The 14,658-nt window shown below is 68.5% G+C and carries 12 protein-coding genes; 5 read left to right on the top strand and 7 right to left on the bottom strand.

Annotated features, from left to right (window positions below; all coding sequences use genetic code 11):
* The first annotated feature begins 153 nt into the window (after window positions 1–153).
* Both VGH85_20740 and VGH85_20745 read left to right on the top strand, forming a co-directional pair.
* Window positions 154–1,356 carry a thiolase family protein gene (locus VGH85_20740; protein ID HEY2176241.1) on the top strand — a complete coding sequence of 401 codons (1,203 nt, stop codon included), beginning with the start codon at window positions 154–156 and terminating at the stop codon, window positions 1,354–1,356.
* A complete protein-coding gene (locus tag VGH85_20745) occupies window positions 1,353–3,473 on the top strand; it encodes a 3-hydroxyacyl-CoA dehydrogenase NAD-binding domain-containing protein (protein HEY2176242.1) in 2,121 nt (706 codons plus the stop codon). Before VGH85_20740 ends, VGH85_20745 begins: the two co-directional genes overlap by 4 nt.
* On the opposite strand, the gene VGH85_20750 is transcribed toward VGH85_20745, so the two are convergent.
* Window positions 3,470–4,798: an MFS transporter gene (locus tag VGH85_20750; protein ID HEY2176243.1), complete on the bottom strand. Its 1,329-nt coding sequence runs from the start codon at window positions 4,796–4,798 to the stop codon at window positions 3,470–3,472. The genes VGH85_20745 and VGH85_20750 overlap by 4 nt on opposite strands.
* A 318-nt stretch (window positions 4,799–5,116) precedes the next feature.
* Between VGH85_20750 and VGH85_20755 the strand changes: the two genes are divergently transcribed.
* The gene (locus VGH85_20755) at window positions 5,117–8,104 is read left to right on the top strand and encodes a glycosyl hydrolase (protein HEY2176244.1); all 2,988 of its coding nucleotides are present in this window, start codon (window positions 5,117–5,119) and stop codon (window positions 8,102–8,104) included.
* 29 nt (window positions 8,105–8,133) lie between these two features.
* Here the strand turns inward: VGH85_20755 and VGH85_20760 are convergent, their stop codons facing one another.
* Together VGH85_20760 and VGH85_20765 are read right to left on the bottom strand one after the other, a co-directional pair.
* Window positions 8,134–8,910: an SDR family NAD(P)-dependent oxidoreductase gene (locus VGH85_20760; GenBank protein ID HEY2176245.1), complete on the bottom strand. Its 777-nt coding sequence runs from the start codon at window positions 8,908–8,910 to the stop codon at window positions 8,134–8,136.
* Window positions 8,907–9,626 carry an SDR family oxidoreductase gene (locus VGH85_20765; protein ID HEY2176246.1) on the bottom strand — a complete coding sequence of 240 codons (720 nt, stop codon included), beginning with the start codon at window positions 9,624–9,626 and terminating at the stop codon, window positions 8,907–8,909. Before VGH85_20765 ends, VGH85_20760 begins: the two co-directional genes overlap by 4 nt.
* A gap of 110 nt (window positions 9,627–9,736) precedes the next feature.
* Between VGH85_20765 and VGH85_20770 the strand changes: the two genes are divergently transcribed.
* Window positions 9,737–10,633, top strand: coding sequence for a LysR family transcriptional regulator (locus VGH85_20770; GenBank protein ID HEY2176247.1), 897 nt, complete (start codon window positions 9,737–9,739; stop codon window positions 10,631–10,633).
* 3 nt (window positions 10,634–10,636) lie between these two features.
* Here VGH85_20770 and VGH85_20775 read toward each other — a convergent pair whose 3' ends face one another.
* Window positions 10,637–11,104, bottom strand: a complete 468-nt coding sequence (locus VGH85_20775) for a MarR family transcriptional regulator (protein ID HEY2176248.1) — start codon at window positions 11,102–11,104, stop codon at window positions 10,637–10,639.
* Between the two features lie 77 nt (window positions 11,105–11,181).
* Here VGH85_20775 and VGH85_20780 point away from each other — a divergent pair, with 77 nt between their 5' ends.
* Entirely contained in the window at window positions 11,182–12,078 is an 897-nt protein-coding gene (locus tag VGH85_20780) for an alpha/beta hydrolase (protein ID HEY2176249.1), read from the top strand.
* Here VGH85_20780 and VGH85_20785 read toward each other — a convergent pair.
* From VGH85_20785 to VGH85_20795, 3 genes are all read right to left on the bottom strand, one after another.
* The gene (locus VGH85_20785; protein ID HEY2176250.1) at window positions 12,075–13,010 is read right to left on the bottom strand and encodes an ATP-binding cassette domain-containing protein; all 936 of its coding nucleotides are present in this window, start codon (window positions 13,008–13,010) and stop codon (window positions 12,075–12,077) included. The genes VGH85_20780 and VGH85_20785 overlap by 4 nt on opposite strands.
* Window positions 13,007–13,861, bottom strand: a complete 855-nt coding sequence (locus tag VGH85_20790; GenBank protein HEY2176251.1) for an ABC transporter ATP-binding protein — start codon at window positions 13,859–13,861, stop codon at window positions 13,007–13,009. The genes VGH85_20785 and VGH85_20790 overlap by 4 nt, the downstream gene beginning before the upstream one ends.
* On the bottom strand, window positions 13,854–14,658 hold an 805-nt coding region (locus VGH85_20795), incomplete at its 5' end, for an ABC transporter permease (protein ID HEY2176252.1). The genes VGH85_20790 and VGH85_20795, both read right to left, overlap by 8 nt.

A 14,658-nucleotide genomic window follows, 5' to 3' on the forward strand; every position in this document is an offset into this window, starting at 1 on the left:
GGACGTCGGCTGGTGCTTCCTGTTCGCCGCGGTGGCGATCGGCCTCTTCCTCGTCTTCCGGTTCGTGCTGTGACCTGTCCCGAACCGGGCCGGCCGGCTCGCTACTGACCGGTAACATCGGCTCTGCCCGCCGTTGCCCACCCGGGAGGGTCCATGCTCGCCAGCCGGCGTGAGGTCGTCTTCGTCGACGGCGCCCGTACCCCCTTCGGCAAGGCCGGCCCGACGGGCCTCTACGCCGAGACCCGCGCGGACGACATGATCGTCCGGGTCATCCGTGAATTGCTGCGCCGCCATCCCGAACTGCCGCCGAAGCGGGTCGACGAGGTGGCCGTCGCGGCCACCACGCAGACCGGCGACCAGGGCCTCACGATCGGCCGCACGGCGGCGCTTCTGGCCGGCCTGCCGGCCTCGGTGCCCGGCTTCGCGATCGACCGCATGTGCGCCGGCGCCATGACAGCCGTGACGACCGTCGCGAGCGGAATCGCCGCCGGTGCCTACGACGTCGCCATCGCAGGCGGTGTCGAGCACATGGGCCACCATCCGATGGGCGACGGCGTCGACCCCAACCCGCGGTTCCTCGCCGAACGGCTGGTCGATCCGTCGGCGCTGGTGATGGGACAGACCGCGGAGAACCTCCACGACCGGATGCCGGGCATCACCCGCGCCCGGGCGGACCGGTTCGCGGCCGCCAGCCAGGCCAAGCTCGCCAAGGCCTACGCGGACGGCAAGATCGAGCCGGACCTGGTCTCCGTGGCGGTCCGGTCGGCCGCGCTCGGGTGGGGGCTCGCAACCGTCGACGAACCGCCACGTCCAGGTACGACGGTCGAGGATCTGGCCGCGCTGCCGACGCCGTTCCGGCCGCACGGCCGGGTGACCGCCGGCAACTCCGCCGGCCTCAACGACGGCGCCGCCGGCTGCATCGTCGCCGGTGAGGACACGGCCCGCGAACTCGGGCTCCCGGTGGCGATGCGCATGGTCGGCTTCGGCTACATCGGCGTCGAGCCGGAGGTGATGGGCGTCGGCCCGATCCCGGCCACCGAACGCGTCCTGGCCCGCACCGGCCTGTCCCTCGACGACATCGGTCTGTTCGAGCTCAACGAGGCGTTCGCCGTTCAGGTGCTGGCCTTCCTCGATCACTTCGGGATCGCCGACGACGACCCGCGGGTCAATCTCTACGGCGGCGCGATCGCGGTGGGGCACCCGCTGGCGTCCTCCGGCGTACGGCTGATGACCCAGCTCGCGCGGCAGTTCACCGACCACCCGGAGGTGCGCTACGGCCTCACCGCCATGTGCGTCGGCATCGGGATGGGCGGCAGCGTCATCTGGGAGAACCCGCACTGGAAGGGGCAACAGTGACGACGGCGGACTCCGCGACCTCCCTGGCCGGGTCCTGGCCCGACGAGGTGGTGACCGAAGCGCGGGTGCGCTATCTCGACGTTCCCGGCGTGCCCGCACCGGTCGCCCTGATCACCCTCGACAACGGCCGTGACCACACCCGTCCGGCGACCTTCGGTCCGGGCGGCCTGGCCGCACTCGACGCCGCCGTCGACGAGATCGAGGCGCACTCCCCCGGTGTGGCGGCGATCGGCGTCACCGGCACGCCGTTCATCTTCTCCGCCGGAGCCGACCTCGACGGCGCCGCCCGGGTGACCGGCCGCGAACAGGCACGCGACGTCGCCCGGTTCGGGCACCGCGTCTTCCGGCGTTTCCGCGAGAGCACCGTGCCGACGTTCGCGTTCGTCAACGGCGTGGCGCTCGGCGGTGGACTCGAACTCGCCCTGGCCTGTCATTACCGCACGCTGTCCTCGGGCGCGGGCGCGCTGGCGTTCCCGGAGTGCTTCCTCGGCATCGTGCCCGGCTGGGGCGGCTGTTGGCTGCTCCCCAACCTGATCGGCGCCGACGGCGCAGTGCGGGTCATCGTCGACAACGCGCTCGCCAACAACCGGATGCTCAAGCCGGCACAGGCGCTCGAGCTCGGCATCGCCGACACCGTGTTCGATCCGGCCGACTTCCTGGAGCGGTCGCTGGAGTGGGCGGCCGGCATCCTGCGCGGCGACCACCACGTCGATCGACGCGCCGTCGACCGCGGTCCCGGGTGGGACGACGCAGTACGTCGAGGTCGGGCCGGTGCCGACGCGAAGCTGCACGGAGCGGCGCCTGCGCCGTACCGTGCGCTCGACCTGATCGCCGCGGCCCGCGCATCGACCCTCGACGAGGGCTTCGCGGCCGAGGACGAGGCGCTGACCGACCTGATCATGAGCGAGGAGTTCCGGGCCGGGGCCTACGCCTTCGATCTGGTGCAGCGACGGGCCCGGCGCCCGGTCGGCGCACCGGATCGGGCACTGGCCCGGCCGGTGACGAAGGTCGGGATCGTCGGAGCGGGCCTGATGGCCTGCCAGCTCGCCCTGCTCTTCGTCCGGCGGCTGCGGGTGCCGGTCGTGCTCACCGACGTTGACGCCGCACGGGTCGAGGCGGGGGTCGCGGCAGTCCATTCCGAGATCGAGAAGCTCCAAGCGTTGGGTCGGGTGGGCGCGGACGAGGCCGCCCGGCTGACCGCACTGGTCAGCGGCTCACCGGACCTGCGACCGTCCTTCACCGACGCCGATCTCGTGATCGAGGCGGTGTTCGAAGATCTCGAGGTCAAGCAGAAGGTCTTCGCCGACGTCGAAGGTGTCGTCTCCCCGACCTGCCTGCTGGCGACCAACACCTCCAGCCTGTCGGTGACCCGGATGGGCGCGGGCATAGCGCACCCCGAGCGGCTCGTCGGGCTGCACTTCTTCAATCCGGTCGCCGTTCTCCCGTTGGTCGAGGTCGTTCGCACGCCGGCGACCGACGATGCGTCCCTGGCGACGGCACTCGCGGTCGGGCGCGAGGTGAAGAAGTCGTGCGTGCTCGTCGCCGATGCGCCGGCGTTCGTGGTCAACCGGCTGCTGACCAGATTCCTCGGCGAGGTGATCGCGAGCGTCGACGAGGGAACGCCGATCGAGGTCGCCGACGGGGCGCTCTCACCGCTCGGCCTGCCGATGACGCCGTTCGTGCTGCTCGCTCTCGTCGGGCCGGCGGTGGCGCTGCACGTGGCCGAGACCCTGCACACCGCGTTCCCCGACCGCTTCGCGGTCAGCGACAATCTCGCCCGCGTCGTTGCCGCCGGCAAGAACGGCATCTATCTCTGGGCGGACGGCGTTCCGACGGTCGACCCGGAGGTCGCCGCCCTGATCGAGCAGGGCGGCGACCCCAGCACCGTCGAGCAGCTACGCGCCCGCTCGCTGGACGCGCTCGCCGAGGAGATCGGCTTGATGCTCGACGAGGGCGTCGTCGCGGCGCCGGCCGACATCGACCTGTGCCTCATCCTCGGCGCGGGCTGGCCGTTCCACCTCGGCGGGATCACGCCGTACCTCGACCGGACCGGCGTCTCGGAACGGGTACGCGGCAGGCGTTTCCAGCAATCCGGCGGGGCGAGCGTGCCCGCCTAGTTGGTTCCCGCCTTCGCACCCTCGCGGGTGTCGACGGCGACGACGCCACCGTCCCGGTCGCCGCGGCGACCCACCCAGATCATCACCAGGCCGGCGAGGAACAGGGCGACGGCGAGCACGAGGGACGTGGCGAAGAAACTGCCGCCGGTCCGATCCTGCAGCCAGCCACCGAGATACGGGCCGGCAAAGCCGCCGAGGTTACCCAGCGCGTTGATCAGACCCATGGCGCCACCGGCGAGAGCGACCGGTACGGCGCGGGACGCGCTGGCCCAGAACGGGCCGTCGTAGGCCAAGGCTCCCATCATGGCGAAGCTCAGGAACAGGATCGACACAGCGGCGATGTTGCCGACGCCGACCGACAGGACGAGCGCGACCGAGCCGACCACCATCGACACGAACACGTGCAGGCGGTAACGACCGTTCCGGTCCGCGGCGCGGCCGTTGATCCACAGACCCACGATCGCGAAGACGTACGGCACCGCGGTCAGGAACCCGACCGCCACAGATCCGCCCCCGGTGACCTGCTCCACCTCGTGCGGCAGCCAGAGATTGAGGCCGTAGAAGCCGATCTGGATCAGGAAATACACGCCGACCAGTTTCCACACGACGCTGCTGCGCAGGATCTGCCGATAACCGGCGTTGGCCGGCTGGCCGGCGTTGTCCGCGGCCAGCGACGTCTCGATGTAGTCCCGCTCCTCCCGGCTGCACCAGGCGGCGTCACTCGGCCGGTCCGCAGCGAACCAGAACCACAGCGGCGCCGCGATCAGGAACGGGAAGATCCCCTCGACGACGAACAGCATGCGCCAGTCGCTGAAGGACAGAATCCAGCCGGACAGCGGCGCGGTGATGATCGACGAGATGGCGATGTTCATGATCCAGAATGCGTACGCCCGGGCCCGCTCCCGGGCCGGGAACCAGTGGCTGATCAGCACGAGGATCGCCGGCCAGATACCGCCCTCGGCGACACCGAGCATGAATCTGACGATGAGCAACTGTGTGTAGTCCTGCACCAGGCCGGAAAGAACGGCGAAGACGCCCCAGACCAGGATCATGATGCCGACGAACTTCTTCGCCGACCAGTGCTCGGCCAAGTGTCCGCCGGGCAACTGCATGACGAGATAACCGATGAAGAAGATTCCGCCCGCGAGTCCCTCGGCTCCGGCGGAGACGTGGAGATCCTTCCCGATCCCGTCGAACGCGAAGCCGATGTTCGTCCGGTCCATGAAGGAGATGATGTAGACGACGATGGCGATCGGGATCAGTCGCGTCCATCTCGTGCGCCCCGCTGGCGCTTCGTGGGCACCGGTCTCGACGTTGGTCGTCATGAAGGCTCCTTCCGTCGCGGGCGGATGACACTTCGGCGGGCGTCACGCAGCCCGCGACCGGCGAGTATGCCGAGGTATCCGCAGACCGGCATCTCGGGAGGTGACGTGGTGTGCACATCCTCGGTCGATACCCCGCGCAATATCACGCGCAGTCACCGAATGATCGGAAAGCGATTTCCCCCGGGGCCGGCGATGATCTCGGCCGGGTAACACTTACCTCGACGCCGGCCGCCGGGTCTGCGTCAGGCATGCTGGCCTGCGGGCACACCCTCGACACAGCTCAGCCGGACCGCCACGCCTTCGCAAAAGGACAACACCATGACGATCGATGACCTCAGCCGTTCGCTACGACGTCCCTCGATCGAGTACCGCCCTGAGGTGCGGTGGTGGCTGGCCGAAGGCCTCCACACCGACGCCACGCTGCGGCATGAGATCGACACCGCGCACCAACTGGGCTTTGGCGGCATGGAGTTCCTCGCCATGGATGAGGAGAACATCGACCACGCCCGCTACGGGTGGGGCTCCGAAGAATGGGTCCACGATTCCCAGATCGTCGTCGAGGAGACGACCAGACGCGACATGTCGGTGAGCTTCACCTCGGGCACCAACTGGTCGAACGCGAATCTCCCCACTATCGGTCCGGACCATCCGGCGGCGGCCCAAGAACTCGACGTCGCCATCGAACACCTACCGGCCGGCGCCTCGCGCGACGGCGCGCTGACCCGGGTCGACCCGAACGCCAGACCGGAGACCAGCATGATCCCCGGAGAGCGCGGCCCCATCCAGGCACTGACATTTGTTGCCGTCGTTGCCGCTCGTGTCGTCGAGGAGACAGCCACCGGAGCGATCCTCGACGCCGGGTCGGTGATCGACCTGACGGACCAGGTGCACGGCGAGTCGCTGAACTGGACGGCCCCCGAGCCCGGCAGGTGGCGGCTGTTCACCTACTGGATGCACGGAACTGGTCAGACCGCCTCTCCGTCGGCGTCCGTCAACTACACGGTGAACTACCTCGACCCGGACGGGGCGGAAGCCGTCATCGACTACTGGAACACCGTTGTGCTCACCCCGGCACTGCGCCGACAGATCAGCCGCAACCCGCGGGTCCAGATGTATATGGACTCTCTGGAGCTGTCGACGTTCGGGGCTGCAGGACTGTTCTGGGGACGTACCGTCCGCGCCGAATTCCAGCGTCGCCGCGGATACGACATCGGCCCGTGGCTGCCCTTCCTCGCCAGAACCGTGCCGAGCATGGCCGCCGGCACGGTCTATCACAACCAGGCGCTCGAGGAGCAGCGTGGCGAGGTGGAGAAGGTGCGGTTCGACTACGTCCGCACCCTCACAGACCTTTACATCGAGAACATGCTGCGACCCTTCGCGGCATTCCTGCACGCCAACGGCATGGGGCTTCGTTCCGAGATCAGCTACGGACTGCCGTTCGAGCTGACCCGGCCCGGTCCGGAGGTCGACGGAATCGAGACGGAATCCCTCGAATTCGGCTCCCAGATCGACGCGTACCGGCTGATGGCCGGTCCCGCTCACCTGTTCGGCAAGCAGTACTCGTCCGAGACCGGCGCGACGACCCGCAACCACATCCTCGATCACAGGTTTTACGACCAGATCATCGCAACTCAGCTCGCCGCGGGGATCACCAAGACGGTCCTGCACGGATGGGCCAGCACCGCCGGCGCCGAAGGCACGACCCAATGGCCAGGTCACGAGGGCATGTGGCCGATGTTCTCCGAGCGTTTCGACACCCGACAACCGTCCGCGGAGTTCTACCCGCTGTGGACCGCGGCCGTCAGCCGCTACCAGTACATGCTCCGCCAGGGAAAACCACGGGTCGACGTCGGTATCCTGCGCACCGACCACTTCACCGACAACATGTCGGGCTTCGCCTTTCTCGATCACGAGGGCAATCGGGTCCCTGACGAAGATGCCTACGGTCGTTGGTGGATGCGGAATCGGCAGAACCACTGGTGGCAAGACCTGGGCATGCAGGACGCCGGATGGACCTACGAATTCTTCGATGGAACGCTGCTCCTGCGCGACGAGGTGTCCTTCGCCGCCGGGCTGGTTCAACCGAACGGCCCGGGTTATCAGGCGCTGATCGTCTTCCAGAGCGAACTCGACGCCGACGCGGCAGGAAGGGTTCTCGAGTGGGCCCGCCAAGGCTTGAAGGTCGTCATCGTGCACGGGGCCCGCGAGTTGAAGCAGCTGTTCGACGGGCAGTACTGGCACCATGACCATGCCGCTGCCCGCACACCGGGCCTCGACGGGCGCGACGGCGAGCTCGCCGAAACGATGAAAGCGCTGACTGCGCTTCCCACGGTTGCTGAGATCGATGATCCGAGCGGCACTGTCGCCACACTCAGAAGCCTCGGCGTGATCGGACGAGCTGAGTTCACCAGCGACAACCCCAATGTGCTGTCCCACCTGCGCGAGGACGGGGACCTTCTGCACCTGTACCTCTACCACTTCCGCTACGAAACCGGCGAGCCGACCACGGTCCAGGTAGCTCTCCCCGGCGCCGGAGCGGTCTACCGAGTCGACGTATGGACAGGTGCCATCCTTCCGCATACCGGCAGCGTCGAGCAGACGCAGGGCCGAAGCATCGTCACCGTCGACCTCGCACCCGGGGAGACGGCCCTGTTCACTCTCGACCGCTCGGTCCCCGGCCACTCTGATCTCAAACCGGCTCGGAGCGAGACCCTGGCGGAACTCTCCGAGTGGGCCATCACCGTCGAGAGCTGGGACGCCGGCGACCGCGAGCTGATCACCGAGGACCGCGGACTCGGCTACGTGACCCGCGAAACACGACCGACCACCCGCATCACCCGTCTGGACGGCGGTAACGGCAAACTGCGCCCCTGGCAGAGTATTTCGACGATCGGGCCCGACGTATCCGGAATCGGCGAGTACACCGCCAGCCTGCCGCTCGAGCACGGACCACAGGAAGGAGAACGGTACGTCCTGGAGCTCGGCTCGACCGGCGGCGGTCTCGGCGCGGCAAGCGTCAACGATGGCGACCCGATCGGGTTCGACACCTCGCGCCCCATCGTCGATGTCACCAGCGAGATGCACGCCGGCATCAACACAGTGACGATCCGAGTCGCAAGCTCGTTGAACAATCGGCTGCTAGCGCGCGGTTACTACGAGAACTTGGACGACGTCGGGGCACGCATCCTCGGCAAGCCACCGACCATGCAGACGACAGCCGTCCACGACCACGGCCTCCTGGGACCCGTGCGACTCCTCCGTGAAACGAGCATGAACCAACCGACGCCCGGCAATCCGGAGGAGTGACCGCGAGCTTCCGCCCGCCGATGAACCGATCAGTCGGGAAGGCAGACGCCGGTCAATCGGGCACAGGCGTCGAGCAGTTCGTTTTGGAATTCGTGGTCCCGGATCGCGTAATGCGCTGGGGCCGCCTCCATGTGGAAGTAGTAGTCGCCGCTGCACTGCGCCTCGAGATCGACCGCCCCGGCCAGCCAAGCCTGGGTGACGTGGCCAAGCGTGAGGTCGTCCGGGGCGCCAGGGCCGCCCATCCTGGTGGGCACCCAGCCCGGCTCGACGGCGTTGGACAGCACCTGCGCCCACCGGCGGGCCAGCGCCATCGCCAGGGTCGCGTCGAAGAGCTTGCTGTCGGCATAGGCCTGGAATCCGTTCCAGGCGCGGTGGGCCCAGTCGATGTCATCGACCGAAGCATCACCGTCGCGATGCAGCCCGGAGCTGAGCCAGACCAGCCGCTGGGTTTTCGGCAGCAACGCCGTCAGCAGGTACGGCGCGAGGACGTTGACCTGCAGTACGTGAGCGTGGCCGTCCACGGTCTCGATGCGACACCGCTCCCGATACCCGACTCCGGCGTTGTGGATGATCGCCTGTAAGGCTCCACGGTCGGCCAGCGTGGCGGCCATGGCGCGGACCTCGTCGAGCGCAGCGAAGTCGGCGATGACGACGTCGTCGAGATCGGGCACCTGGGCCCGCAGCTGTGCGGCGCGCGCGGAGTTCCGGGCGTGCCCTATTACCGCATAGCCGTCGGCGACCAGCTCGCGAGCAGCGGCGAGGCCGAGTCCGTCGGCCGAACCCGTGACAAGGATCGAGCCGTTCACGCCAGCACCGTCCCGCCGTCCACGGTGATGACGATGCCAGTGCCGTGAACCTGCTGCATCGCGTAGACGTAGGCCAGCGCCACGTCCTCGACCTCCGCCACCCGGCCCAGCGGTGTGGCGGCGGCGACGTCGTCGTACATCGCGGCGCGGTCCTGCTCGGACATGCCCGCCCACAGCGGGCTGCGCACCACTCCCGGCGCTACGGCGTTGACCCGCACCGGGGCGAGTTCGACGGCGAGGGCACGGGTCAGGGCACTCATCGCCCCGCACACGCTCGCCCCGAGGGCCCAGCCCGCCCCCGGACGATCGCCCGCCGTGCCACTCGTCAGCGTGATGGAAGCACCGGCCCGCAGCAGCGGAGCAACGGCGCGTACGACGGCGATCGCGCCGAGGAAACGTGTCTCGAAGAAGGACCGGACGATGTCGGGGGTGAGGTCCCGCAATGGGACGAGTTCCAGCGGCTCGCCGGCGGTGTAGACGACATGATCGAGCGGCGCGTGTTGCTGCACCAGCGCCATGACGGATGCCTCGTCGGTGAGGTCGACCGTTGCGCCTTCGGCCTTCTCGGGGAGGGCCGCGAGCGCGGTGTCGACGCTGGCCGGGCGCCGCGAGGCGACGATCGGGGTGGCGCCGCGTTCGACCACGGCCGTCGCGACAGCGAGCCCGATGCCTGACGTGCCGCCGACGATGAGAACACGGGATCCGGAGATACTCATTGCTGAATGCCTTTCGCTGGTGATCGTCGAAGTCCACTCTCGGCGCACGCCGGACGTTTCGTCCAAGACCTGTCCGGTCGTGATCGATACCCGGCGGGTATGGTCGATGTGTGCCGAGCGACCTCGACGTGCGCAAACTGCGCTACTTCGTCGCGGTCGCCGAGACTGGCAACCTGACCCGAGCGGCAGAGCAACTGCACATCGCCCAGCCGGTGCTCACCCGCCAGATCCGAGCGCTGGAGGCGGAACTGCACGCAACGCTGTTCACCCGCTCGGCGCGGGGCACGGACCTCACCGCGGCCGGGCGGCAGCTGTTGGAGGACGCGCGTCCCGTTCTGCAGGCGGCGATTGCCCTGCAGCGACGGGTTCGGATCGCCGAACGTGGGACTTCGCGGTTCACGATCGGTTTCATGCCGGGACTGGTCGTGACGACCGCGGCGCGGCGGTTCCGCGAGCGGCACCCCGGCATGGACATCGACGTCCTGCGCACGTCGTGGGCCGATCAGACCGATGTCGTGCACGACGGCCGCGTCGATGTCAGTTTCGTGCGTGCACCGTTCGACGAGCGCAATCTCTCGCAGCTTCCGCTGTTCACCGAGGACCGGATGGTCGCGCTGCCCGCCGGGCACCCCCTCGCGGTCCGGCACTCGCTTCCGGTGGCCGAACTGGCCGACCTGCATCTGCTCGAGGCTCCCGAGCTCGTGCCCGAGTGGAGGGCTGTCGCGACCGAGTTCCGCAGCGGCGCTCCGGTGCAGCGACGAGCGATCGGCAGCATGGAGGAGAAGCTTGAACACGTGGCCGCGGAGCGCGGAATCGCCATCATCCCGCGCTCGACCGCGCTCTACTACGTCCGCGCGGACGTCGTCTACGTACACGTCCCGGACGTTGCACCCAGTCGAGTGGTGCTCGTCTGGGCGAAGGGCCGCAGACGCGAGGACATCGAGGATTTCACGCAGATCGCCCGGGCCGCGGTAACACCGCCCACAGCCGCCGACCCCGCACCATAGGCCTCACCCTGACCGCGCCGCGGCGACGACATCGGACATGCTGAGCAGAAATCGGCGTACGGTCGCCAACTCGGCCTCGTCGAACGACGTCATCGCGGTGACCATCGCCGCGATCAGCGGCCCGAAGAACGACCAGCCGAGCTCGACGGCTTGATCCTCGACGACGAGGATCACCCGGCGCCGGTCGGCGGTGTCCCGCACCCGCCGGATGTGGCCGAGCCGTTCCATCCGATCGACGAGCGCCGTGATCGACGCGGAGTTCAGGCCCAGTTGCTCGCCCAGCCAGCCCGGAGTCGCCGTGATGCCGGATCGGCCGGCGTCCAGCAGGTGGATCAGCGCGCGCAGGTCCGTGGTGTGCAGCCGGTGCAGGTGGGCGAACTCCGCCCCGAAGAGGTCGAGTTCGACCGTGAGGCCGCGCAGCAGATGGACCAGCCCGGTCGCCGGGTCCTCATCCTGCCTACCCGGGTTCACCGCATCACCCCTCCGAGGTAATATCTCGACCATCGAGATTATCGACGACCGTGATAATACCGTGACGGGAGAGACCAATGGCCGACGATTCGCCGTCGGGTTCCACCGCGACGCACACCTTCGCCACGACACCGGCCGGGACCGCGTTCTTCGCGGCCTACGACGCGGTCCTCGGGCAGTGGCCGGTCGCCGTCGAGTCGCGCGACGTGCCCTCGCCCTACGGCAGCACCCACGTGCAGATCGCCGGCCCGGCGGACGGGGTGCCGTTGGTCCTGCTCTCCGGCGCCGGCTCGACCTCCACCGTCTGGTTCGGCAACGTCGCGGACCTGACCCGCAGGCACCGGGTCTACGCCGTCGACACGATCGGGGACGCCGGGCGGAGCATGCACGACGGCCGGCCCATCCGCCGGCTCGCGGACCTGATGGACTGGCTCGACGGGCTGTTCGACGGCCTCGGCCTCGCCCACGCGGACCTGTGCGGGCACTCCTACGGCGGCTACCTCGCGCTCAACTACGTTCTGCATGCGCCGCACCACATCGGCCGGCTGGCGTTGCTCGACCCCAACCAGTGCTTCGCCGGGACCAGCCTGCGATACCTCCTGCGGGCCGTGCCGCTGCTGGTCCGGCCGACGGCCGCCCGCGAGCGCTCGTTCGTCGAGTGGGAGACCGGTGGTCTGCCGGTGGACCCGGCATGGCTCAGGCTCGCCTCGCTCGGGGCGGCCGACTTCCCCAAGTCCAAGGTGGTCATGGCCCGGCGGCCGGCAGCAGGGCGGTTGCGCGATTGCACCGTGCCGACGCTGGTGCTGCTCGCCGGCCGGAGCAGGACGCACGACGTCGGCAAGGTGGCGGCCAACGCCGTACGGTTGCTGCCGGACGTCGTCACCGACACCCTCCCGGCGGCCTCACACCACTCGCTTCCGGAGGTCGACGCCGCGCCGTTGAACCGCGTCCTGGTCGACTTCCTCGGCGGCTAGCGTGATTCGCGGGAGCTGACCGACGCGGGCGATTCCTGCTCCTCGTCACCGGCCACGATGCGCGGTGGCCCGTCCCCGGGCACCATGCGCGGTTCGCCGGTGGACAGGTCGACCCGGTCGGTCCAACGCTGGTCGGGATCCGGTGTCGGCACCGAGGCGAGCAGCAGTTTGGTGTAGGCGTGGCTCGGCCGGGTCATCACCTGCTCGACCGGACCTTGTTCGACGAGCCGGCCCTTGAAGATGGTCGTCATGTCGCCGCCGACGTAGGCGACCGTCGAGAGGTCGTGCGTGATGAACAGCGTCGTCATGCCGTAGGTCTGCTGGAACTCGATCATGATGTCCAAGAAGTGCTTACGTACCTGGGCATCGAGCATCGACACCGGCTCGTCGGCGATGACGAAGGAAGGCTGCAGCATGTGCAGCCGGGCCAGCATCAACCGCTGGCGCTGGCCGCCGGAAAGCTGGTGGGCATACCGGCCGAGGACCTCGCCGGGCTTCAGCCGGACCGCCGTCAGGGACCGCTCGATCAGTGCCTCGGCGTCGGACTTGCCGTCGACCAGGTGGAACTTCTTGATCGCCTTCCACAGCACCCGGTCGACCCGATAGTAGGGATTGAAGATCGAGTACGGGTCCTGGAACACCGGCTGCACGTCCCGGCGGAACTGGTCACGCTCGCGGCGGGAGAGCTTGAAGATGTCCTTGCCGCAGTAGGTGACCCGGCCGGCCGTCGGCTTCTGCAGGCCCAGGATCATCCGGGCCAGGGTGCTCTTGCCGCTGCCGCTCGCCCCGACCAGGCTGCTGATGGTCGCCGGCTCCGAGGACAGCGTGAAGCTGACGTTGTCGACCGCCCGCACCTTGACACCGAGCCGCCCCGGAAACATCTGGGTGACGTTCTCGACCGCGATCTTCTTGGGCGTCGCGTCCCCGCTCACTGGCTCACCACCTCGATCGGACTGGCGGGCGTCGGCTGCCGCCGCACCTCGAGGGTGGGGATCGACCCGATCAGGCTCCGGGTGTAGTCGTGCGCCGGCTCCTTGAACACCTGCCGCACGTCTCCGATCTCCACCACGTCCCCGGCGTACATGACGGCGACCCGGTCGTCGAGCTGCGCGTGCACGCCCATGTCGTGGGTGATGACGAGCAGCGTCACGCCGTGCCGCGCGGACAGATCCGCGAGGTTCTGGATGATCACCCGCTGGATGGTGACGTCGAGCGCCGTGGTCGGCTCATCGGCGATCAGCAGGTCGGGGTTCAGCGACACCGCCATCGCCATCAGCGTCCGTTGCTTCATGCCCCCGGACAGCTCGTGCGGATACATCTCCGCTACGGCGGGCTCCAGTCCGACCTCGCCGAGGAGCTCGACGATCCGGTTTCGCATCCGCGCGTTGTCGCTCTCACCGTGTTCGCGCATCACGTCGACGAACTGGTCACGGATCCGGGCCACAGGATTGAGCGAATTCATCGACGCCTGCGGCAGATAGGAAAGCTTGCCCCACCGGATGGTCCGCAGCTCCCGCTCGGGCATCTTGAGCAGGTCGACCGGCTCGCCCCCGTCGGGATGGAAGATCACCTCGCCCCGGACGATGTAGCCCGGCGCACGGATCAGCCCGAGGATGGCGATGGCCATCGTGCTCTTCCCGCAGCCGGACTCGCCGGCGATGCCGAGGATCTCGCCCCGGTTGACGGTCAGGTTCACGCCGTCGACGGCCGCGACCTCGCCGCGGGTCGTCCGGTAATGGACGACGAGGTCGCGGATCTCCAGAACTGGGGATGTCTCAAACACCGGCGACCTTCCGAAGACGGGGGTTGTAGGCCTCGTCGAGCCCGACGTTGATCAGGTTCAGCGCGAAGAACAGGATCGTGATGAGCAGGATCGGCGCCACGAAGATCGGCCACGCGCCGAGGCTCAGGGCGCCGCTCGACACGGCGGTGTTGATCAGCAGCCCGAGGTCGACCAGGCCGCTGGGCCCGAGCCCGATGATCTCCAGGCCGACCAGGCCGAAGATCGAGCCGATCGCCGCCAAGGCGAGGCCGAGCGCGATGTAGGGAAGCATGTTCGGCAACAACTCGAAGACGATCACCTCCATGTCGCGCGCCTTGGTGACCTTCGCCAGGTCGATGTAGGGGCGGCTGCGCAGGCTCAGCACTTGCGACCTGATCGCCCGCGCCGCGCCCGCCCAGCTGAAGACCGCGAGGATGATGCCGATCTCCAGCAGGCTGACTTTCTTCGCGAAACCCGAGAAGGCGATCAGCAGCGGGAAGGTCGGGATGACCAGGAAGAGGTCGGTCACCGAGGCCAGGACGGAGTCGAACCAACCGCCCTTGTACGCCGCGAGAAAGGCGATGATCACCCCGATGACGGTGGACAGCACTCCCGCGAGCGCACCGATCTTCAGCGACGTCCACAGGCCCGTCACGGTCAGCGCAAGTACGTCCCGCCCGACCGAATCGGTGCCGAGCGGGTGGTCGACGCTCGGAGTCATCCAGCGCTGGGCGAAACCGATCGCCATCGGGTCCTGGCCGCCGCCGAGGATGCTGACGATCGGTGAGTGCAGCGCCCCGAACACAACGACCAGGAAC

The sequence above is a fragment of the Mycobacteriales bacterium genome (genome assembly GCA_036497565.1).
Classification (GTDB): Bacteria; Actinomycetota; Actinomycetes; order Mycobacteriales; family QHCD01; genus DASXJE01.